The 22,318-nt window shown below is 34.1% G+C and carries 17 protein-coding genes and 1 other RNA gene; 5 read left to right on the top strand and 13 right to left on the bottom strand.

The genetic code is table 11. From position 1 onward, the window contains the following. Window positions 1-122: 122 nt before the first annotated feature. The 8 genes from ACNQGN_RS09580 to tnpA form a co-directional block, all read right to left on the bottom strand. Window positions 123-533 (bottom strand): response regulator, encoded by a 411-nt coding sequence (locus ACNQGN_RS09580; RefSeq protein ID WP_417987601.1) that lies wholly within the window; start codon window positions 531-533, stop codon window positions 123-125. After that, a complete protein-coding gene (locus ACNQGN_RS09575; protein WP_417987600.1) occupies window positions 530-3,925 on the bottom strand; it encodes a PAS domain S-box protein in 3,396 nt (1,131 codons plus the stop codon). Before ACNQGN_RS09575 ends, ACNQGN_RS09580 begins: the two co-directional genes overlap by 4 nt. A gap of 98 nt (window positions 3,926-4,023) precedes the next feature. Then, window positions 4,024-4,434, bottom strand: coding sequence for a response regulator (locus ACNQGN_RS09570; protein WP_417987599.1), 411 nt, complete (start codon window positions 4,432-4,434; stop codon window positions 4,024-4,026). Then, complete coding sequence (locus ACNQGN_RS09565) at window positions 4,425-7,880, bottom strand: PAS domain S-box protein (RefSeq protein WP_417987598.1); 3,456 nt, start codon at window positions 7,878-7,880, stop codon at window positions 4,425-4,427. The genes ACNQGN_RS09570 and ACNQGN_RS09565 overlap by 10 nt, the downstream gene beginning before the upstream one ends. Before the next feature lie 76 nt (window positions 7,881-7,956). Then, window positions 7,957-8,718, bottom strand: coding sequence for a LytR/AlgR family response regulator transcription factor (locus ACNQGN_RS09560; protein WP_417987597.1), 762 nt, complete (start codon window positions 8,716-8,718; stop codon window positions 7,957-7,959). A 743-nt stretch (window positions 8,719-9,461) separates the two neighbouring features. Beyond that, entirely contained in the window at window positions 9,462-9,590 is a 129-nt protein-coding gene (locus ACNQGN_RS09555) for an SUMF1/EgtB/PvdO family nonheme iron enzyme (RefSeq protein ID WP_417987596.1), read from the bottom strand. Beyond that, on the bottom strand, window positions 9,587-10,132 hold the full coding sequence (locus ACNQGN_RS09550; RefSeq protein WP_417987595.1) for an SUMF1/EgtB/PvdO family nonheme iron enzyme: 546 nt from the start codon (window positions 10,130-10,132) through the stop codon (window positions 9,587-9,589). The genes ACNQGN_RS09555 and ACNQGN_RS09550 overlap by 4 nt, the downstream gene beginning before the upstream one ends. A 93-nt stretch (window positions 10,133-10,225) precedes the next feature. Continuing rightward, window positions 10,226-10,483 (bottom strand): IS66 family insertion sequence element accessory protein TnpA, encoded by a 258-nt coding sequence (gene tnpA / locus ACNQGN_RS09545; protein ID WP_417987594.1) that lies wholly within the window; start codon window positions 10,481-10,483, stop codon window positions 10,226-10,228. 581 nt (window positions 10,484-11,064) lie between these two features. Between tnpA and ACNQGN_RS09540 the strand changes: the two genes are divergently transcribed. Further along, window positions 11,065-11,883, top strand: a complete 819-nt coding sequence (locus ACNQGN_RS09540; protein ID WP_417987593.1) for a hypothetical protein — start codon at window positions 11,065-11,067, stop codon at window positions 11,881-11,883. A gap of 279 nt (window positions 11,884-12,162) precedes the next feature. On the opposite strand, the gene ACNQGN_RS09535 is transcribed toward ACNQGN_RS09540, so the two are convergent. From ACNQGN_RS09535 to ACNQGN_RS09515, 5 genes are all read right to left on the bottom strand, one after another. Next, entirely contained in the window at window positions 12,163-12,816 is a 654-nt protein-coding gene (locus tag ACNQGN_RS09535; protein WP_417987592.1) for a transposase, read from the bottom strand. Window positions 12,817-12,910: 94 nt separating this feature from the next. Then, entirely contained in the window at window positions 12,911-13,894 is a 984-nt protein-coding gene (locus ACNQGN_RS09530) for a site-specific integrase (RefSeq protein ID WP_417987591.1), read from the bottom strand. 60 nt (window positions 13,895-13,954) lie between these two features. Continuing rightward, on the bottom strand, window positions 13,955-14,215 hold the full coding sequence (locus ACNQGN_RS09525; protein ID WP_417987590.1) for an Arm DNA-binding domain-containing protein: 261 nt from the start codon (window positions 14,213-14,215) through the stop codon (window positions 13,955-13,957). A 300-nt stretch (window positions 14,216-14,515) separates the two neighbouring features. Next, window positions 14,516-14,912, bottom strand: a transfer-messenger RNA (tmRNA) gene (ssrA, locus tag ACNQGN_RS09520). 109 nt (window positions 14,913-15,021) lie between these two features. Next, window positions 15,022-16,227: a serine hydrolase domain-containing protein gene (locus tag ACNQGN_RS09515; RefSeq protein WP_417987589.1), complete on the bottom strand. Its 1,206-nt coding sequence runs from the start codon at window positions 16,225-16,227 to the stop codon at window positions 15,022-15,024. Between the two features lie 237 nt (window positions 16,228-16,464). Between ACNQGN_RS09515 and ACNQGN_RS09510 the strand changes: the two genes are divergently transcribed. From ACNQGN_RS09510 to ACNQGN_RS09495, 4 genes are all read left to right on the top strand, one after another. Next, window positions 16,465-17,667 (top strand): NAD(P)-dependent oxidoreductase, encoded by a 1,203-nt coding sequence (locus ACNQGN_RS09510; protein WP_417987588.1) that lies wholly within the window; start codon window positions 16,465-16,467, stop codon window positions 17,665-17,667. A gap of 212 nt (window positions 17,668-17,879) precedes the next feature. Further along, on the top strand, window positions 17,880-18,950 hold the full coding sequence (gene corA, locus ACNQGN_RS09505) for a magnesium/cobalt transporter CorA (protein ID WP_417987587.1): 1,071 nt from the start codon (window positions 17,880-17,882) through the stop codon (window positions 18,948-18,950). Window positions 18,951-19,005: 55 nt separating this feature from the next. Then, window positions 19,006-21,099 (top strand): phosphate acetyltransferase, encoded by a 2,094-nt coding sequence (gene pta, locus ACNQGN_RS09500; protein ID WP_417987586.1) that lies wholly within the window; start codon window positions 19,006-19,008, stop codon window positions 21,097-21,099. Beyond that, entirely contained in the window at window positions 21,096-22,295 is a 1,200-nt protein-coding gene (locus ACNQGN_RS09495) for an acetate/propionate family kinase (RefSeq protein WP_417987585.1), read from the top strand. Before pta ends, ACNQGN_RS09495 begins: the two co-directional genes overlap by 4 nt. Window positions 22,296-22,318 lie beyond the last annotated feature (23 nt).

The following is a 22,318-nucleotide window of genomic DNA, read 5'->3' as shown; positions in this document are numbered from 1 at the left end:
TTAAAGTCCTTCGGCAAGGAGAAATAGTAACAATTATATTATGTTAAATTGAAAAAAAATCTAAAAACGTAAGATAAAAATAGATTCTTAAATTTTTAGATTTTAATTCGTAAAAAAGTGACTCACGCTGCAATAATCCGGTCAAGGAATTCTTTGGTAATGGGTTTTAGTTGAAAGGAAACTACATTTTTGTTGTTGCGTACGCTGGCGATGTCAGCACCATTAATCGTGGAGGAAAGAATATACAGTCTGCAATGATTTTTTAAAGCAGGGGGGAGTTTATCATACGCCTCCAAAAAATCAAAGCCTGAAAACAAAGGCATGTATAGGTCTATAAAAATTATCTGCGGCAGTGCCGAAATATTGTTTTGATTTTCCTGTAAATATTGTAGGGCTTTATCTGCAGCCGAATACTCTACTACTTTCTTTCCAAAATGGTTTTTAGTAATTATACGCGATGTGATATAAAGGTCAATGGTAACGTCATCAATAATCATTACCGTTTCAAATTTTGGTTGTAAGTCTGCTATCATGGTTTTAAATTTTGTAGTGTTATTATAAAAGTACTTCCGGTTCCTAACTCAGACTCGACGTGAGCAGCCCCCCCCAGTTTCTCGACGATATCCTTTACGATATATAACCCGATGCCGGAACCATCTGTTTCTCCGGAGAGACGAAAAAACATATCAAATATTTTTTTATGATACGTTGGCGCAATCCCGAGACCATTATCGGATATACTCAGTCTAAGCTTTTCATTATCGGTATATCCGGTTATTTTTATAAATCTGCCCGATTTGTTTTTATTGTGGTGTTTTATGGCATTGGAAATAAGATTTTCAAGTATGGTATTAAAACGCAGGCTGTCGGAATGGAACGGGTGTTGTTCATTAATGTCAATTTCAAAATGAATTCCTGTTGCCATTTTAATATTTCGAAGCGAATCTACCACGGCGGATATTGATTCCCGAATTAAAATTTTTTCTACTTTCATTATAAGCCTACTGTTCCGAGAGTAGCTCAGAATGTTTTTGATGAATTCATCCAGACGGTTGATGCTGATGCGTATCATCTCTGCATGTTGTAAAGTATCGGTCTCCCTGCTTTCATTTTCGATAAAAGAAAGTAGGCCGAGGATGGACGTAAGCGGGGAGCGCAAATCATGAGAGACGCTATATACAAAGCGGTCAAGTTCTGCATTGATTTTAACGAGCTCTTTATTTTGTTTTTCTAAATGGCGTTCTGCTTTTTTTCTTTCGGTAATATCAGTAACCATAGCCAAAGCACCTTTATAGATTCCGTCTGAATTAAAAATAGAGTTTGCAGAAATATGTGTCCAAATTTCCTTTCCCGTTTTAGATATAAATTTGAAGTTCAAATGACCGGAATAATCTGCTTTATTCTTTTTCATTAACTCGAGGGCAATATCTGTCCCCTTCTCGTTCATAAAATAAAAAATCTCATTTTGCATTACTTCTTCCAGGGTATATTCGAGTATCTCGCACATTTTTGTATTCACAAAGGTAGTTTTGTGATTTTCATCAATCATCCATATTCCTTCCTGAGCAGTTTCAACAATCTGCCGGTATTTTTTTTCGCTTTCCCTTATGGTGAGCTGTGCCATCTTACTTTCAGTGATGTCAGCCAACATATAAACCGTTCCTGTTACCTTATTTTGAATATCAACAAATGGTACTGAGTAGGTTAATACATTTCGCTTATCGCCGTTGGAACATCCGATGATTATTTCTTGCCCGACTAACGATTTCCTTTCCTTTAGGGCTATCGCCATTGGATGCAAATCAAAAGTAAGTGGCTTGCCATCCCTATTATAAACAGTTGATGAGCCACACCATGTATCTTTTTCAATTTCAGGTTCTCTGCCCCATAAAGCAGCAGCAGCTTTATTGTATATCATTATGCGTCCTTTAGCATCGCAGGAGTAGGTCGCCACGGGTAAGTTCTGTATGAGTTCGCGATACCGCTTTTCACTTTCTTCTATTTTTTTTCGGGAGATTACTTGTTCTGTTACATCGTTAGCAAAGAGAACAATTCCATCGATAGTACCGTCAACATTTCGATGTGCCTGATAGATAAAATTCAAATAGGTATCCACTAATTTTCCGGCTCCATGATGGTCATATTTTACAAGCATTTCATTCGCTGAAAAAGTCTCACCTGTTTGATATACCCTATCCAAAAGATCAAAAAATCCCTGTGCTTCGAGTTCCGGCAATACTTCTTTTACGGTCTTGCCAATGATGTTTTTTTTACCGATTAACTTTAAATAATGTGGGTTTACCATTTCATAAATATGTTTCGGTCCCTTCAATATTCCCATACTGATAGGCGCCTGTAAACATAAATCGATGAAACGCTTTTTCTCAATTTCAAAAGCTTTCTCTAAGCTTTTTTTTTCAGTTACATTTTTGGCAATGCAATAGCTCAATTTGTAATCGTTATCCCATATTGCGGACCAAAGCATCGAGACTGTAGTTCCGTTTTTATGGATACATCGATTTTCAAACATAATTGCGAGTTCACCGCTTCTCCTATCGCTAATTGTATTTATTGTGGTTTCAGCGTCTTCAGGATAAACCAAATCTATATATCTTTTACCTATTAATTCGAGGGGTTTGTACCCCCAAATGAATTCCGATGCAGTATTTAGTTGAACAAATCTTCCTTTTTCATCAAATGAACAAATTATATCTAAAGGGGAGTCTAGTATTTTATTATTATCATTTAATGCCTTTTGTAAGGTATTAGTTGTTGTGGAAAGTTTTTGTTCCGCCATTTTGCGTTTTGATATATCATGATGTTCAATCAGTACCATCGTTTCGGAGCTTTCCAATTTATTTACCGTCATGTTAAACCATCTTTCTTGTACAAGAGAATGACAAGGATATTCTAAATAAAATCCATTTACGATGCCATTAAGAACGTCTTTTATACCCTTCAAAGCTTTTGATGAAGAGTCATCTCCGCTATCCCTTTGACTATTGCGTAGATCAAAGTAGTTTGCACCCTCACTATATTCTTCTAAAGTAATGCCCCCATTATCCAGGGCAAATGTTTTCCAAGGTTTGTTCACTTTAAGAATGGTTCCTGTTGCATTTATCACAACAATAGGAGAACTTAGTGAATCAAGAATACTAGTACTAAAGGCTTCATTTTCTATAAAAATCACTTTGGTAAGTTTGCGTTCTTTTGCTGTAGGTACAATACTGAAATTTTTTTCTTTTGCATTGGGATCTTTAAACACTGACGAATTTTGTTCATCGGAAAGCAAGGTGTCTTCTTTACGAGCCGGTGCCATTTCTTCTTTAGGGCAGCAGTTAGGTTTATGTTCTTCTAAAAATTTTTCTGCTTGTGGAGCTGTATTGTCAACAATAACAGGCAATTCCGAAAGAACAGTGTTTTGAGGTGTTGTCTGAGGAAATTTAAAATAGGCGGGTTTAGTAGCAGGAATTTGTTCGTTGTTTATTGTAAACGGCGTATCCTTTACTTCTTCAAACTGATTAAGTGGGGCATTTAATTTATTTAATGTATACTCTTGTAATGCTCGGTTTATTTTAGAACCTAGGGTGCTGAGTTTGTCTTTTTGGATAAAATCGCTAACTCCAATTTTAATAAATGCTATGATAGCATCAATGTCAATGATTTTTGTAACAAAAATAAATGGTGCTTGTGGTGCCAGTTTTTGTTTTAATTTAAAAACAGTCAAAGCGTCAAAGCATGGCAAACTATAATTGCAAAGTATAAGGTCAGGTTTGAAATTATGTAGCGCTGTTTCATACTCATTTTCTGATTGTGCAAATGTTGTTAAACAGTTGAGATGGTTTCTCTTCAATTCGTGTTGAATAGACTTAATGTCATTAATATCGTGTTCGACTATTAATATTTTGGTTACCATTGGTATCATTTTATTTTAATGTAGTTTTTCGCAATACTATTTGTGTACTTGTTTTAAATTTGGCTTCAAAATCACCCTCTACTCTTTAACTATAAATAAATATATATTTATCTCGGGTTTATAAGGTCAAGAAATTGTTTCGTAATAGGTTTAACCTGAAAACAAACTACGTTTTTATTTCTGTTGGCACGAGCAATATCTTCACTATCAATGGTTGAGGAAACTATGTATGTCCTGCAATTAATTTTTAGAGTTGGTGAAAGTTTATCATAGGCGTCCAAGAATTCAAAACCCGACATCACGGGCATGTATATGTCTACAAAAATTATCTGCGGCAACACTGAAGTATTGTCTTGGTTCTGCTGTAAATATTGTAGTGCTTCTTGTGCAGACGAGTACTGCAACACTTTTTTTCCAAATTTTTTTGTTGTAATCATGCGTGATGTGATATAAAGGTCAATGGTATTGTCATCAATTATCATTACTGTTTCAAATTTTGGTTGTAAGTCTATTTCCATGGTTTTAATCTTTTTAGTGTAATTATAAAGGTAGTTCCAGTACCTACTTCAGATTCGACCTGTATGGAACCTTTAAGCTTTTCAACGGTTTCTTTAACAATATATAACCCGATACCTGAACCATTCGTTTTTCCCGAGAGACGAAAAAACATGTCAAATATTTTTGTATGATATACCGCTGCGATCCCGGTACCGTTATCGGCTATGCTGAGCTGCAACTTTTCGTGGTCTGACTGCCCTGTTATTTTTATAAATCTACCTGATCCACTTTTTTTATGGTATTTTATGGCATTGGAAATGAGATTTTCCATTATGGTATTAACGCGGAGACTATCGGAATAAAAAGACTTCTTTTCCTTGATGTCAATTTCAAAAATAATTCCTTTTGCCTCTTTCATACTGCGAAGGGAATCCACAATGGCAATTGCAGTTTGCTGAATTGGAATTTTTTTCACTTCCAACCTGATGCGGTTATTTCGAGCGTAGTTGAGAATGTTTTTAATAAATTCATCCAAACGGTTGATACTGGTACGTATCATCTCCGCATGTTCAAGAGTGTCCGCTTCCTGGCTTTCTTCCTCAATAAAAGAAAGTAGTCCGAGAACGGAAGTAAGGGGAGAGCGCAAATCATGCGAGACACTGTATGCAAAACGATCCAATTCTGCATTGATTTTAACAAGTTTTTTATTTTGCTGTTCGAGATTCAGTTCTATTTTTTGTCGATCAGTGATATCATTGGAAAGAATAAATCGTGCCATAGATCCTCCATAAATGATTTCATGTGCAATAATTTCAACCGGAATAATAGTTCCATCTTTCTTCCTATGATTCCATATTCCTCTATTATAATTTGTGGAGTTAATTTCTGAGGCATCAAGGGATTGTATAAAACGTTCTTTATCCGCCTCCGGTCTTATGTCGAGCGCAGTCATCGAAAGAAATTCTTCAAAGGTATATCCATATTGGAGGATGGCCATTTGATTTACATCTAGGAATTTTAAAGTAATTACATCAATAATCCACATTGGTATTGGATTGTTTTCAAAGAGATATCGATATTTTTTCTCACTTATCTTCAGCGCCTGCTGTGCCGTTTTATTTTCTGTGATATCAGTCAGCACATTGACAGCTCCTGTTATGCGGCCGGCGGCATCAATAAAAGGTACGGGATAAGGCACTACATTTCGTTTATCCCCATTAGGACGTTCGATTATTATTTCGTCGCGGACTATCTCCCTGCCTCCTTTTAGTACTATAGCCATTGGGCATAATTCAAGAGGGATCGAATTATTATTTTTGTCATAAAGATTCCAAGAACCACACCAAAGATTCTTTTCAATTTCAGGCTCTCTGCCCCATAATACAGTAGCAGCTTTATTGTATATCATTATACGTCCTTCAGCGTCACAGTAGTAGGTAGCCACCGGTAAATTCTGTATGAGCTCCCAATATCGTTTTTCGCTTTCTTCGATTTTTTTGCGTGATAAAACTTGTTCTGTTACATTATTTGCAAAGAAAAAGATCCCATCAATATTGCCATCCATGTTTCTATGTGCCTGGTACATGAAATTCAGATAGGTGTCAACCAGTATCCCGTTTCCATGCAAATCAAATTTTACAAGCATTTCATTCGCTGAAAAAGTTTCCCCAGTCTTATAAACAATATCTAGAAATTCAAAAATTCCCTGTGCTTCCAGTTCCGGCAATACTTCTTTTACGGTCTTGCCAATGATATCCTTTTTGCCAATTAACTGTAAATAAAGCTGATTGGTTAATTCATAGGTGTGCGCTGGTCCTTTTAAAATTCCCATGCAGGAGGGAGCCTGTGAGTACAAATCATAAAACCGTTGTTTTTCAATCTCGAAAGCTTTTTCAAAACTTTTTTTTTCGGTTGCATCTTTAGCGACGCAATACATCAATTTGTCCGGATCATCATATCTTGCGGACCAAAGTAAAGGCACCAAGCTACCGTTTTTATGTATATACCTATTTTCGTACATGGTTACCGGCACACCATTTCTGATTGCAAGATCCACATCGATACTATTCCTAGCATCTTCATGGAAAATAAAATCCATGTATTTCTTGCCAATTAATTCGTTAGGTTTGTGTCCCCAAATACGTTCTGATGCTGCGCTTACGTTAACAAATCTCCCTTCTTCATCAAATGAACAAATTATATCTAAAGAGGAATTTAATATTTTATTATTATCATTTAAGGACTTCTGTAGCGCTTTAGTTGTTGCGGAAAGTTTTTGTTCTGCTATTTTACGCTCAGATATATCATGATGTTCAATCAACACCATGTTTTCGGAGCTTCCAAATTTATTTACCCTCATGATAAACCATCTTTCATGTGTAGGAGAATGACAAGGGTATTCTAAATGAAATCCATTTATAGTTCCATTAAGAACATCTTTTATTCCTTTCAATGCTTTAGAAGCATGGTCATCTGCACTATTGTTTTGACTTTTGCATGCATCAAAATAGTTTGCTCCTTCACCATATTTTTTTCCAGACGTTCCATGATTATTTTGTGCAAATGTGTCCCAGGCCTTATTTACTTTAAGAATGGTTCCTTCTGAATTTATCACAACGATGTGAGAAGTTAATGAATCAAGGATTCCTGTACTGAAAGCTTCACTGGCTTTCAAAGCTTGCTCAGCCTTTTTTCGTTCAGATACATCCCGAATAATCATGGAGGTTCGTTCTTCTCCAGAGGCATTTTTAAATATTGCCAAAGTAAATTTTCCGGGAAACCTACTGCCGTCTTTACGAACAAATGGAAGCTTTCCTGCTGTCCGGCCTGTAAGTTGAAGTTCATCTAATAGTATTTTTAGTTCTGAATCTGTAGCATCTATAAGGCCAGATCTTCCCGCTCCAATAATTTCCTTTTCAGTCATTTTAAAAATGTTGCAAGCGGCGGGATTGGCCGCTAAAATTTCACCATCTGTTACAGTAAGAAGGACAGCATCGATAGTGTTTTCAAATAAGGATCGGAATTTGGCTTCATTTTGCCCTAATTCTTTCAAGTAATTTTCTTCTGATTGCTTAAATTTAGTAATCAATTTGTTTATTGAAGCTTCTTTTAGTGCACGGTTCACTTTATTGGTTAAAGTGAAAAGCCTCTCTTTTAGCACAAAATCAGTAACCCCGTTTTTAATCAATTCGATAGTATTTTCTTCACCAATAGTTTTAGAAATAAAAATAAATGGTGTTTGCGGTGCCAGTTTTTGTTTTATTTCAAATGCAATACGTCCATCGAAGAATGGAAGAGTGTAATTGGAAAGTATGATATCGGGTTTGAAATTAAGGAGTGAATTTTCAAATTTTTTTTCGGACTGGACTATTTCAACAACGTAACGGATATTGCCTTTTTTCAATTCGTCTTGAATGGAGCTAATTGTAGTGAAGGTGTTTTCGACAATTAATATTTTAGTTTTCATAGTTGCCATTAATATTTAAAATAGTTTTTTCGAAATAACTTAAAAAGCCTAAGTAGCTCACTTTGTACTGAATCCATTACTCTTTAAGTTTTATAAATTTATTAAAATTCTCCTGTCGTCTTTTTGCCACTGGCAAAAGAATTCCATTAGTGAATTCACAGAAATAACCATCTTTTTTTGATATTTTAGCAATATGTCGAAGATTAACAATGTAGGAATGATGTATTCTAAAAAAATAATTGTTGTCTAGGATAGCACTGTATTCTCCTAAGTTTCTACTGGACATTATTTTTTTTCCATTTAAGAGGAAAAAATTAGTATATTTTCCATCTGCTTGACAGTATATAATTTCTGACATAGGAATAATTTCGATTTTATCTAATGAAGAAATTGCCACATAGCCATTAGACTGATGGGTAGCGTTCAAGAACTTGATTTTTTCAATATTTTGATTTTGATAAGAACGTTCCATTTCTGTTCTTTTAATTACTTTGTAAATAGCGAGAATGATAGCATTAAAATCTATTGGTTTTAAGATAAAATCAATTGCATTGTACTTAAATGCTTTTACTGCATAATTTTCATGTGCGGAGATGAATACCAGTTTTGGTATACTAAATTCTAATTGTTCGAGCATTTCAAAAAAGGTATCATTCGTAAATGCAATATCTAAGAAAACAAGTTCCGGTTTTTTTAGCTTTATTATATTTATTCCGTCTATAATAGAAAATGCGTCACCAATTATTTTTATAATCATACCATTTTCTTCTTCAAATTTTTTTAAAATGATCAGAGTACTATTTTCTTCGGTTATGATTATTGTAGTAATAGGCTCCATAGGTTTGAAATGTTGAATAAATTTGTCTTTATATTAAATTAATAAAAAAAATAAATAAAATTAGGGTATTAATTTTGAGCGTCTTAGGTGTTTAAAAACATCAAAAAATGTATATTAATAAGGTAGGAACAATAATTAAGAATAATCTTGTTTTTTTTATTTTTTTAGAATAAAGTAATAAGTGTTGGATATAAAAGCATAAGTGATGGAAATAGGCCTAGGTTGTGCAATGATTGATATAAGCTTTTTTAATTTAAGTTGATGGAACGTAAAATTTGTTTTCGATTGACGAGTACAATATACAAACCTTACAATATAGCGCATTTACTTAGGTCTAGTTCTTAATTTATAAGTTACTGATAATTGTTTAGGTTAGGTTAGTGCTTCGATTATAATTTTCTTTGCATGCTCGGTTACTTTAGGTCTTGTTTTAACTTTAATGTTTAGATTACTAATGGGTTTTGTTTTTTTGTATGTCTTTTTTTCGTCTCGAAAATAATATAGGTACGTAGGGGGAACTATTTATCAATTGTTGTACCGAAAATTTACAAACATGTATTTGCAGGATTCTGCAGATTTTGAGGTCTAAATTAAGTACTAATGTAAAGAAATATATGTATAGAGCAAACAAATATCCAGACCATTATTTATCGATTATGTTTTTTAAGTCTCAGAAGTATTCGAAAGGACAAATTAAATCAATTGAGAATAAGAAATGCGAAGTTGTGAAAGATGAAGTTTCACTATTTGGCGTCCGCCACACATCTGAAGCCGGTATGTTCTAAACTCGTATCAGGGGATGATTTCATGCGTGCTGTAACGCGGTACCCTTTACAATAAGAAGCATTACAAAGATAAGAACCACCTCTCACACTTTTTTAGGAACGATTGGTTCCATTGGATCATAACTTCTTTCCGGACCTGGCAGATTGATTGAAAGATTACTGCTTAGTTCCTTGTAATATTCCGGTGTATACCAATCGCTGCACCATTCCCAAACATTACCCGCCATATCATATAAGCCGAATTTGTTAGCTGCAAAAGATTTTACAGGAGCAGCTCCTTTAAATTTATCAATAGATGTATTTAAGCAGGGAAATTTTCCTTGCCAGATATTTGCTTTTTGTTGTCCTTTTTCCGGAGTATTATCGGCCCATTTTTTTTTGTCTACTGATCTACCTCGGGCAGCAAATTCCCATTCGGTTTCCGTAGGCAATCTTTTACCTGTCCATTTTGCGTAAGCATTAGCATCATCCCATGAAATATGCGCTACGCGATAATTATCCTTCCCTGTGATGCTGCTGGTGGATCCCTGCGGGTGTTTCCAATTGGCATCTTGTGTCCATATCCACCATTGGGAAGTGTCATTTAAATCAACCGCAGCAGCCGGCGGCACAAATACTAAGAAAAACAATATCAATCCATCCTAATGATTGCATCATGTTCTAAATAATATTAACGATACCAAATCATCAGAACTGCATAATCTTCTTCCTCAATACTTCAATCAGAATCTATGAATTGCTGCAATTGTTGGGACGATACCTTCGTTTGGGTGTACAATTTTATATTGATTCCCTAGATTGACACTGGGATTTGTAAGTTCGATAAAACCACCAGCTAAATCATATTGTTTTTTACTTATTCGGACCCAATAGCTAAAAGTACTTAATTTGATTCCGGCTTTATCACAAAATGCATGTTCTCTAATGCCACTTTGTCTCCAAGATTCCACTTGAGATAACATATGTTCTTTTCTTTCCATTTTATTATTATTTTGGACAAAAATACTATCTTAGATCAACCGGTAAAATATGTGCTTGCTCGTTTGGATACCCTATGCTGAACGGAACTGGATATAGTTCTAAAATGAAGAATAAGTTTAATCTCATGTATTTACATTGTTATTAACAGAATTGAGTTTGTTTGAAGGTATTTATACGAACTGACGTTGACGGTAATTGTTTGGATGATCTGTCGGTAACAGATTCTTATTCAAAACATTATATTATTGTAAATATTGAAAGTTTAATCCTGCAAAAAAAACATAATGAGTAATTGACTAAATTTGATCGCTGATCTTGAATCGTTCGCCCAGAAGTCAATGGAACTGTACAACAGAAATCATACAGTTAATAGAAATCGCTATTTTGATTTAATGCTGCACATTGAGGCGCTTACACATGTCGATTTTGAATCTGAAGAAAAGTACAAATACTTTCTAAATTATATTAATCAGATGCAAAGGAAAGCTGACAGACATGTTTTCGAACTCAATTTTACTGAGGCTCGTTTAGAAGTAGCCTTTTTCCTCTGGATGTCCAATTTCATATCTGGAATAGTAAGTTGGCTAAAATAACTTCAATTATAACTACCGCCAAAACACGTCTCTATCCATTTGCAAATTTAGTGGAATTACCGTTTTTAATCGTATTTTCGTTTAGCCGAAAATACTCTGCTATAAAGTCCAAACGCAAAGCGTGGGAAAGTTGTGAGCTAGGTTATCCAAAAAACCGAAACATAAAACCGATAAAAATGAATCAAGAGGAATACAATAAAATATGTCTATTATATCAAGTGTTAACAAAAAGATTTGATTTTAATCAAAACTACAGTTATGACAAATGGTATAGATGCTATAATATTGAATTTTATGGAGTTAAAGGTAATTATCTTGAAGTTTTGAAAAGATTTGAAGATTTAACTCTTAGACATATATATACCTCGGAATATATAAGTTCAGTTCCTTTTTCAGACGAATATTTAGATGATATTCTTGTCAAAATAATTGGTGATAAGGTTGGTGTACATCCTGAATTAGGATTAGTAACTCTGTATTTTTTAATTTATAGATTACAGGAAGGAATAAATAACTTTTTACTATTATTAGAAACTATAAAAAATCAATATGTAGGTTTTATAAAAACAGATTATGATAATAGAATTTATAAAATGAAATTTTACGCATATGATGAATTTATACCACAATTTAAAAACATTAAAGATTTTAAATTAATGTTCCATTTATTCTCAAAAACTAATTCTAACTATATGACATTGAATTGGAATAACGAAGTTGAGATTGATGTATTTAAAATAAATAAGACTTTAGAAAGTTTACAGAATTTTAACTTTAAAAATCTTGATGCGATTTTGGTTAAGTAAAGACCAGCTGAAAATAGAAAGGCTTCGTCGTGTCTGAAAAACTAACGATGAAGCCCCGTTTTTACGGGACTGGTGCTAGTTTTTTTTTTAAAATAGTTGCAGTAGTTTACATCGCATATATTTGTTTGGAGGTTTTTGGATGAACTGGGGTTAATTAGAATTATATGGAAAACAACAACAACAACAACAACAACAACAACACAATTAACGAGCGAATAGACTTTCATCATAATGAAATGATTGGACTATTTAAAATAATGGAGTTTGTTGAGAAAGAAATTATGATTGCTGATTTGCACTATGGTTTATCTCGCGAATTTTTTCTTGCAATTTCTCACTATCGATCTTGGTGTCGGTTTGGTTATCAGTGTGTATCATATCTGATTCGATAGCACTACCTATATCTGCTAAGACAGCATTTATTTTACCTTGAAGTCGATCTTTGTTTTTTTCAACTGCCTTTTTCCAAACAAAGCTATATTTATGTGCATTAGCTTCTATTTTCGTGCCATCTACAAATTGCTTCTCCAAACTAATGAGCTCCAAATCAACCATCATTGTAACCAATTGACTGAAAAGTTTATCAATATTTCCTTTTAGCTTTTTTCCTCTAAAGTCATTGATGGTTCTAAAATCAGGTTGTAACCCACCAGAGAGCCACATAAAGTAAATATTCTCATTAGCAGCCCTTGCGATTTTTCTGCAAGAATAAGTATTGTTTAGATATCCATAAAACAATATTTTAAGTAGCATTTTAGGATGATAACTAGATCTTCCACCTCCTTTATATTGCGATATTATATCTGAAATGTCTAATTGGTCAACAACGCTATCTATTAATCTAGCGGAATGATTCTCTGGGATCAAATCATTTAAATTCAATGGAAAAAGTTCTTGCTGATGAACCGAATGAGGTTTAAAAACTGGCTGCATAATCACTGATTTTGGTTCTTAAAAATACGAAAAATCAAAGTAATAAACAAAAAAAAACTGTCCGAAAAGTAATTTTCGGACAGTCTCTTTAGTTTTATTTAATCCCAAATTGTTCTTTTAGTTTTTGTAATTCTTTTTCCAGTTTCGATATTAGAGACATTGCTTCTTCAGGAATGGTGGAGTTGACTTTACCCAGCTTGCTACGCAAGTTGTTCATTTCCCGGCCAATTGTTTGCTCTGTGGTAATTGCATATGACTCAGTCTGGCGGATTGACTGGTGCCCCAGCATCTCTTTTACTACGTAAATAGGCACATCATTATTAAGAGTGACTGTGCTACCAAAAGTACGTCGGGCTTTATGTGTGTTCAATTCGCAAGTAAACCCACATAGATCGGCTATTTCTTTAAGATATGTATTCATTTTTTGATTAGATGCGACGGGCAAGACAGCATTTCTTGAAAGGCAGAGTGGGTGTTCTTTGTACTTCTCGATTATTTCGAGGGCTTTGGGAAGTAATGGAACATTGGTCACAGAACCTGTCTTTTGTCTTTCGGACATTATCCATTGCGTCCCATCTATGCCTATTTTTATATCTGTTTTCCGAAGTTGGTAAGCGTCAATATAAGCCAGACCAGTATAGCACTGAAAGACAAAGATATCCCGAACTGTTTGGAGTCTTGTGGTTGTAATATCGATCTGTTCGAGCGTGCGTAATTCACTCGCGGTGAGTGGTCTTTTGACGGTTTTTGTCATTTTACGTTTGAAAGCTCTGAATGGATCCTGCGCAATTATATTCTTGTCGAGGGCCCTGTTTACGACCTTTTTCATGCAGGAAATGTATTTCAAGGCGAAGTTATTTACACAATTTCGTACGGTTTTTAGATACAATTCATAGCTAATGATAAAATCATAATCTAAGTCCCTGAACTCAATATCCTCCGTCGCGTATTTGTATTTTACAAATTCTCTCGCATGAAATCTTGCCGTCTCATAGCGTTTGTGTGTCGCTAAAGCATAATCATGAAGAACCAATGCTAACATTTCGTCATTATGTTTTTTAAATTCTTCAAGGAGCATTGCTTTGGAAGTTATTCTTCCTAAGACAAAATCAATAATACGTTGCGAAGAAATCGATTTTTAATTGTAAATTAAATCCATTTTAAACTGGTTAATTCTACTTGCCATAGCATCTAGAAAATGATTTAGCGATCTTGCGTCTTCCTTATTTCCTGTTGCTCTTTCTGTTTTTGGATCCCACCTCTGAATGTCCCATGTCCTTTTAGTAGATGTTTCTTTTGGTTTACCATCTACTGTTACTCTCAGATAAATATATCTGATGCTTGATTTGTTCTTGGGCGTTTTCAAAAAGAAACTAAGCCCAAAGCTGTTTTCTAACATAATTCAATTTTTTAAATTAATAAATATAGAATTATGACGTTCTCCAGTCAAGTCGTTAATCTGTTTTACATGTTATAAATCAGTAGTTTAAGTGCTTTTTTATGGCAAAATCGTGGCACTTTTTGCTCTAGTCGCAAAGTGCCACAATTTTGCCATAAAAATTTGGAGCACTTTTAAAAATTTTGATGATTGCAGGAAAAATAAAAAAGCCTGCAAATTCAAAAATTTGCAGGCTTTTAAAGGGTTTCGAGACATTTTGTGCGTTTTTGACAACTTTGAAAAGTTGGCTTTAAACTGTCCCAGTGGAGTCGCCGAGAATCGAACTCGGGTCCAAACAAGCAACTAAAAAGCTTTCTACACGTTTATTTCCTGATTGGGTTTTCGATATTGTGCTAGGCCAGAAACAGCCACACGATACTTATCTTCTTAATTTCGAAATCCACCCGAAGCTTATGGAAATCTAGGTTTATTTTTACGGTTCCCCTAAATTGACCGCCACAAACCAAGGCTTTCAAGGAGAATCCAGCTTTCCTATCTGATAGGAACGTGGCTTAATCTTACTATAATTCGGATTATGCAGCTAAAGCGTAGTTATTTTCGCCGTGTAAAAGTGTAAGATCTTATATTTACGAGCAAGGTCTCAAGGCTCGACGTGCTTACTTATCAATTCGACTTGCTGTCAAAACCAGTCGACCCCTTTTTATTTCAAAATTCAAATTATGAATTTTAAGTTTGCAAATGTACAATTTTAAACTTGAATTAATACTGCTAAACTCTCAACTCTATTACAAAAATCATTCCTTTTTTTATTCGTCTTTTAATCTGAATGGATAATCACCAAATAATGGAGCTAATTTCTTGACATCGTATGTTTTTCGGGTAAATTTATTGGACAGTGCAATGATTGTGACACCTTCTTTTCTTAAGGTGATGTAGGATGACGTATTGCCATGCCACCACCCGTTATGAAAATAAAAATTTTGACCTGTATCCCAATTGACCATTCGAATACCAAGACCATAATTTTTAGTCCCTTTGCGTTCATTACTATATCCTTTATATACTTGACTTTGTAGTTTTGGTGTTAAAAAAGAAGAACTATTTCGAGCTCTGTCAAACTTCAATAAATCTCGTGGTGTGGAATAAATATTTTTATCACCATAAACCGCGTCTAAATAATCCTTTCCTATCTCTACTCTGTTTCCCTTGTAGGAAGTAACTGCTGAGTCTTTATCTCTTTCATAATCAAATACGTAAGTGTTTTTCATCCCAAGTGGTTCAAAAATGATTTGTTTCATGGCATCTTTGTAAGGGAGTTTTGTTATTTTTTCTATTATTAATGCCAACATGGCATAATTAGTATTACAATAACTAAAACGTGTATCGGTTTTGAATTCTAAACCAATGTCTTTGGTTGCCATGATAGTTAGAATATCTTGATTGGTCAGTATATTGTGTCTGTCCCAAATCGATTTGTCTCGATCTGTAAAATAGGCATAATTACGCATCCCGCTTCTGTGATTCAGTAATGTTTTGATAGTAACATCCGGATAAGGAAATTCTTTTAAAATGGTATTTACTTTTTGATTTAAATCAATTCTCTTAGCATTTACCAATTTTAAAATAGCCGTTGCGGTAATTACTTTACTCACCGATGCAATATGTAGCGGTGTAGATTTTGTAATTAATGTTTTATTTCTAAAATTAGAGTAGCCTTCATATTTTTCATAAATAATTTGGCCGTTTTTTGCTACTAAAAAACTTCCGTTTGCACTGTTATTAGGCCAATTTTTATTGTAAAAAGCATCTATATCCCTTTTTTTAATATTGATATATTCAGCAGTTAGTTTAGGAAGATCATTTCTTAAAGGCTTCATTTTAGGCAATGTACTCTTGGGGAGTTGGGCATCACTTAATTCTGTTTTCTTTTTCTCTTTAGTACAAGAACTCAAAACGATTATCAAGGTGAGTATTTGTAGTATATTTGCTTTTTTTATAAATTTCATTTTCATAGTACTAGAAAGACAAATATATAGAATCAATCCCTGTTGATTCTTCTTTTTTTCGAAACCTTAACACTATTTTATCAACGTTTTACAAATGCTGTTTTGTATCATTTTGGACATCAGCTTTTAATGGCTTGTAACTTGTGAATTTATTTAAAAAATAAAACTAATTTAGTTTAAATTGTTATATTTGTAACAAACAATGTTAAATAAGTTATATTAAATCAATATAAAAAAACAGAAATGAAATTCGGAATAATAAAAGAAAGAAAAAACCCACCAGACAGAAGGGTTGTTTTTTCACCAAATGAATTAGCAAGATTAAAACAACTGTATCAGGGTGTTTCTATAAAAGTAGAAAGTTCAGATATTCGAATTTTTACAGATGAAGAATATAAGAAACTAGGGATTGAAGTTACTAATGACATTAGTGATTGTGACGTTTTATTTGGTGTTAAAGAAGTTCCTGTGGAAGATCTAATTCCTAATAAAGCATATTTCTTTTTTTCACATACCATTAAAAAACAGCCTTACAATAGAAAATTGTTGCAAGCCATACTCGAGAAAAATATTGATTTATACGATCATGAAACCATTGTGGATTCTCATAAGCACAGGTTAATTGGTTTTGGACGCTATGCTGGAATTGTAGGTGCTTATAATAGCATTCGCGCTTTTGGAATAAAATTTGAATTGTTCAAATTGCCAAAAGCAGAAACACTTTCAGGTAAAGAGGCGCTTATTGCTCATTTAAAGAGGCTAATACTGCCGCCTTTGAAATTTGTGATCACGGGAAGCGGGAAAGTGGGTAATGGGGCAAAGGAAGTTCTTGATGCCATAAAAGTAAAGGAAGTTTCTGTTGAAAATTATTTAACAAAGAACTATGCACAAGCCGTTTATACTCAAATCGATGTTTTGGATTATAATAAACGCAAAGATGGACAGGTACTGGATTTCACGGATTTTTATACTAACCCACATGAATACGTATCTGATTTTGAACGATTTACTAAAGTTTCGGATGTATATATTACGGGACATTTTTATGCTAACGAAGCTCCCGTTATCCTAACGCGCGAAATGCTGCAGTCGAGAGATTGCAAAATTAAGGTCGTTGCGGATATTTCTTGTGATGTGGATGGTCCAATAGCCACTACGTTGAGATCGTCAACAATTGCAGAACCTTTGTACGGTTATTTGCCTAGCGAAGATAAAGAAGTAGATATCTTTCATCCTGCTGCAATAGTTGTAATGGCGGTTGATAATTTACCATGTGAATTACCAAAGGATGCAAGTGAAGGTTTTGGGGAAATGTTTATGGAGCACGTTATACCGGCTTTTTTTAACGGAGATGTAGATGGTATTCTTCAAAGAGCCAAGATAACTGAAAATGGAAAATTGACACCAAGATTCAGTTATTTGCAGGATTATGTTGATGGTAAATAAAAATTATAATTTTAAAGAAGAAACCGAGTTAGTGATAGCTCGGTTTTTTTTTACCAAACATGATTAATCTCATAAAATAAATTATTATTTCTGCATATTTTTGTTTTTTAAAAAAAATCTTGTAAGATATTCATTTTTATGAATGCCAAATTCATAAAGTAGTCATTCATTGATAAAAGTTTTTTGTAATATTACTAGATAAATCAGTTGGAATGAGAAAAATTAAATACAAGAAAGGAAGGAAATTGCAACCTTATTCTTTGGAATATACAGGTATTCATAAAAGTAAGGAGTCTGAAATGCAGCTCTTCGTATATGATGATTTGTCGCTAACAGAATATGAAGATTTTAAGGTTTCCGATTTGGATAAATATATCGATAAACAAAAGACCAATTGGATTAATGTGCACGGTTTAAATAATGTGGAGTGGTTGAAGTCTATTGGTGCGTATTTTACAATAGATAATTTCATGTTAGCCGATATTTTGAATACTACGCGTAGAACTAAGCTTGAAGAGTCTCAGGACAGTTTATTCTTTAATATAAAATCGCTGCTGCCTGCAGGGAATTCCGACAATATAAGTGTGGAGCAAATTAGTTTTTTGATAAAAGATGGCATTCTTGTTTCGTTTCAGGAAAAGCGAAGTGATTTTTTTACTCATATTAGAGAACGTATTCGAACACATTCAGGAATTGTAAGAACAAAAAAAGCCGATTATTTATTGTACATCCTTTTGGATGCCATCATGGAAAATTTCTATATAACCATAGAAAATGAGGAAGATAAGGTGGAAGAATTGATCAATCTTACCAAGGAAAGTGCGGATCCTCTAATTCTGGAAAGAATTGAAAAACACAGGGATAATTTTAATTTTCTGAAACGATCCATTATACCACTTCGGGATTCTTTGTATGATATAAAAAGCATTAAAGACGACAATGTGTTTAATGCCATGGAAGCGGATAATTTTAGTTTTTTTACCCGATTGCATCAAAAGTGCTTAGAGCTTTTAGAGCAAATAGAATCTGATATGGGCTCACTGGAGAGTGCTTCCAATTTCTTTTTCTCGGCACAAACCCATAAGATGAATGAGATTATGAAAACGCTGACTATTGTGTCAGCGATATTTATTCCGCTAACTTTTATTGTGGGAGTTTATGGAATGAATTTTGAATATATGCCGGAGCTAAAACGCCACTATGGTTATCATACTGTTGTGGGCGCTATGTTTTTAATAGTAGTTGGGATGATTATCTATTTTAAAAAACGTCGTTGGTTTTAGTAATTAAAAATAGAACTATCTAATTTATTTTGGAATTAAATTAAAAAATAAAAAAATGAATAAGGCCATATATATTGCAACAAGCGAACAGAATAGCGGTAAATCGATTATAACTTTGGGGCTGATGAGTATGCTTATCGGCAAAACGGCCAAAGTCGGTTATTTTAGGCCTATTATAGAAGATTTTGAAGAAGGAGGATTTGATAATCATATCGAAACTGTAATTGGACATTTTGGATTGGATATTCCATTTGATGATGCTTTTGCTATTACAAAAAGCAAGCTAATCAAAAAGAAGAATAAAGGAAAAATAGGGGAGGTTCTTGATTTAATTATTGAAAAGTACAAGAAATTAGAAGAACGTTTCGATTTTGTTTTAGTTGAAGGGACCAGTTTTACTGGAGAAGGGACCGTTATCGAATTAGATATGAACGTTTTGATTGCCAAAAATCTGGGGATTCCAACTATTATTGTGGGATCAGGAGTAGGTAAGACTTTAGAAGAACTAATCGATAGTTTGTACCTCGTATATGATTCATTCAAAGTAAAAGAAGTAGAGGTTTTGGCAGTCATTGCCAATAAAGTCCAACCAGAAAATATTGAATTGGTTGCAACTGGTTTAAGAAAAAGTTTACCGGAAGGTGTTTTAGTGAATTCAATTCCTTTAATTTTAAATTTAAACAACCCTACTATTCAAGAAATTGTAAACAAATTAGATGCTAAAGTTTTATTTGGTTCCGCTTATTTAAACAATCAGACAGGTAATTTCAGTGTGGGCGCCATGCAACTTTGTAATTACTTGTTGCATTTGAAAGAAAATAGCCTTGTGATTACCCCGGGAGACCGTGCTGATATTATTCTCGGTGCGCTTCAAGCAAATGAATCGGTGAATTATCCAACAATTTCGGGAATACTGCTTACCGGAAATATATTACCCGAAGTTAGTATTTTAAAATTGATAGAAGGACTCTCTCCAATTGTTCCTATTTTTGCTGTCGAGGAGGGGACGTATTACATTACCAATAAAATTGGCTCCATTAAATCCAAAATATACGCTAACAATAAGCAAAAAATTGAAACCTCCATAAACACTTTCGAAAAGTACGTAGACTTAGATAATTTGGCACAAAAGCTAATTACTTTTGAAGCGGAGGGAATGACACCAAAAATGTTCCAATACAACTTAGTAAAAAGAGCGAGAAAGTATAGAAAACATATTGTTTTACCGGAAGGAAATGACGAAAGAATCATTATTGCGGCATCACGATTATTAGCAATGGACGTGGTTGATATTTCAATCATTGGAAACAAAAAACAAATAGAAAATAAAGTTTCGGAACTGGGCTTGGCTTTCGATTTTTCTAAAGTACATATCATTAATCCAATAGAATCATTGTATTATGATGACTACGTAAATACATATTATGAGTTGCGAAAAGGAAAGAATGTCACAATAGGAATGGCCAAAGATTTAATGGAAGACGTTTCTTATTTTGGAACGATGATGGTTTATAAAGGCCATGCAGATGGAATGGTTTCCGGCGCGGCACATACAACGCAGCATACTATTTTACCGGCGTTACAATTTATAAAAACAAAACCCAATTCATCGGTTGTTTCGTCGATATTTTTCATGTGTTTAGAAGATCGTGTTTCCGTATTTGGAGATTGTGCCATCAATCCAAATCCGACTGCCGAGCAACTAGCTGAAATTGCGATTTCGTCTGCTGAGTCGAGTTTGGCTTTTGGGATTGAACCAAAAATCGCTATGCTTTCCTATTCCTCAGGCTCTTCTGGAAAAGGAGATGAAGTGGATAAAGTTAGAACTGCAACCGAAATAGTAAGAAAAAAACGGCCCGACTTAAAAATTGAAGGCCCTATTCAATACGATGCAGCTGTAGATATGGAGGTCGGGAAAAGTAAAATGCCAAATTCAGAAGTGGCGGGACAGGCGAGTGTTCTAATTTTTCCGGATTTAAACACCGGTAACAACACCTATAAAGCAGTTCAAAGAGAAACTGGCGCATTGGCAATAGGGCCTATGTTACAAGGTTTGAATAAACCCGTAAATGATTTAAGCCGTGGTTGCACGGTCGATGATATTATAAATACAGTCGTTATTACAGCGATTCAAGCACAAGGATTATGAAAATAGTAATTATAAACTCAGGAAGTTCGTCTATAAAATACCAATTAATCGACATGCCAGCTAATGAAGTCATTTGTTCAGGTATGATTGACAGAATAGGATTGGAGACTTCAAATCTAACTTACGCAACCAATAACACTAAATTAGAGGAATCGTTGCCTATAGCAAATCATAAAATTGGTTTGAAAAAGATTGCTCAATTGCTGATGGACGAGACTGTTGGAGTTATTAAAAGTACCGATGAGATTGAAGCCGTCGGACATCGTGTAGTGCATGGTGGAAGTTCCTTTTCCAATACAGTAATCATTACCAGTGTCGTAAAAGAGAAAATTAGACAACTTTTTGATTTAGCACCTTTACATAATCCTGCTAATTTGGAAGGAATAAATGTTGCCGAAGAAATTTTCAATTTAGCAAAGCAAGTTGCTGTTTTTGATACGGCTTTTCATCAAACGATTCCTGTTGTGGCGCACAAGTATGCTTTGCCAAATTATCTTTTGACTGAAAATAAAATACGTGTATATGGTTTTCATGGAACGAGTCACAAATATGTTTCAGAAAAAGCGATCCACTATTTAAAACAGAATTCTAAAAATAAAGGTTCGAAAATCATTACGATACATTTAGGGAATGGCTGCAGTATGACCGCTGTAAAAGAGGGAAAAAGTATTGATCATACATTGGGTTTTGGTCCTATGAACGGCTTAATTATGGGGACCAGAAGCGGAGATGTGGATCAGTCAGTGATTTTTTATCTGGTTAATTCATTAGGTTATTCACTGGAGGCAGTAAATACAATGTTACAAAAGCAAAGCGGAATGCTGGGACTTACCGGCTATAGCGATTTGAGAGATATTGAGGCGAATGCTGAGAACGGAAATGTTGAATGTCAGTTGGCTTTGGATATGAATGCGTATCGAATAAAAAAATATATCGGCTCTTATACAGCAGTTTTAAATGGCTTAGATGCTATTGTTTTTACTGCAGGAATTGGAGAGAACTCATCGCATATCAGAAAATTGGTTTGTAGCGATATGGACTACTTCGGAATTGAATTGAATGAATCCAAAAATGAAATACGTTCGAAGGAAATACGAGAAATCAATACAACGGATTCGAAAACTAAAATATTGGTTATTCCGACCAATGAAGAATTTGAAATTGCAAATCAGGTATTTGAATTGCTTACAAATTAAAAATAGCCTTATTCTAAAAAGCT

The organism is Flavobacterium rhamnosi (assembly GCF_048286515.1).
GTDB lineage: Bacteria > Bacteroidota > Bacteroidia > Flavobacteriales > Flavobacteriaceae > Flavobacterium.
Note: the sequence above shows the minus strand (reverse complement) of the source record. Positions and strands in the feature narration are given on the sequence as shown.

What these genes read in the sequence shown, in the direction of transcription:
- ACNQGN_RS09580 (WP_417987601.1), bottom strand. Translation starts at nt 533, where the DNA reads ATGATAGCAGACTTACAACCAAAATTTGAAACGGTAATGATTATTGAT.
- ACNQGN_RS09575 (WP_417987600.1), bottom strand. Translation starts at nt 3,925, where the DNA reads ATGATACCAATGGTAACCAAAATATTAATAGTCGAACACGATATTAAT.
- ACNQGN_RS09570 (WP_417987599.1), bottom strand. Translation starts at nt 4,434, where the DNA reads ATGGAAATAGACTTACAACCAAAATTTGAAACAGTAATGATAATTGAT.
- ACNQGN_RS09565 (WP_417987598.1), bottom strand. Translation starts at nt 7,880, where the DNA reads ATGAAAACTAAAATATTAATTGTCGAAAACACCTTCACTACAATTAGC.
- ACNQGN_RS09560 (WP_417987597.1), bottom strand. Translation starts at nt 8,718, where the DNA reads ATGGAGCCTATTACTACAATAATCATAACCGAAGAAAATAGTACTCTG.
- tnpA (WP_417987594.1), bottom strand. Translation starts at nt 10,483, where the DNA reads ATGGAAAGAAAAGAACATATGTTATCTCAAGTGGAATCTTGGAGACAA.
- ACNQGN_RS09535 (WP_417987592.1), bottom strand. Translation starts at nt 12,816, where the DNA reads ATGCAGCCAGTTTTTAAACCTCATTCGGTTCATCAGCAAGAACTTTTT.
- ACNQGN_RS09530 (WP_417987591.1), bottom strand. Translation starts at nt 13,894, where the DNA reads ATGCTCCTTGAAGAATTTAAAAAACATAATGACGAAATGTTAGCATTG.
- ACNQGN_RS09525 (WP_417987590.1), bottom strand. Translation starts at nt 14,215, where the DNA reads ATGTTAGAAAACAGCTTTGGGCTTAGTTTCTTTTTGAAAACGCCCAAG.
- ACNQGN_RS09515 (WP_417987589.1), bottom strand. Translation starts at nt 16,227, where the DNA reads ATGAAAATGAAATTTATAAAAAAAGCAAATATACTACAAATACTCACC.
- ACNQGN_RS09510 (WP_417987588.1), top strand. Translation starts at nt 16,465, where the DNA reads ATGAAATTCGGAATAATAAAAGAAAGAAAAAACCCACCAGACAGAAGG.
- corA (WP_417987587.1), top strand. Translation starts at nt 17,880, where the DNA reads ATGAGAAAAATTAAATACAAGAAAGGAAGGAAATTGCAACCTTATTCT.
- pta (WP_417987586.1), top strand. Translation starts at nt 19,006, where the DNA reads ATGAATAAGGCCATATATATTGCAACAAGCGAACAGAATAGCGGTAAA.
- ACNQGN_RS09495 (WP_417987585.1), top strand. Translation starts at nt 21,096, where the DNA reads ATGAAAATAGTAATTATAAACTCAGGAAGTTCGTCTATAAAATACCAA.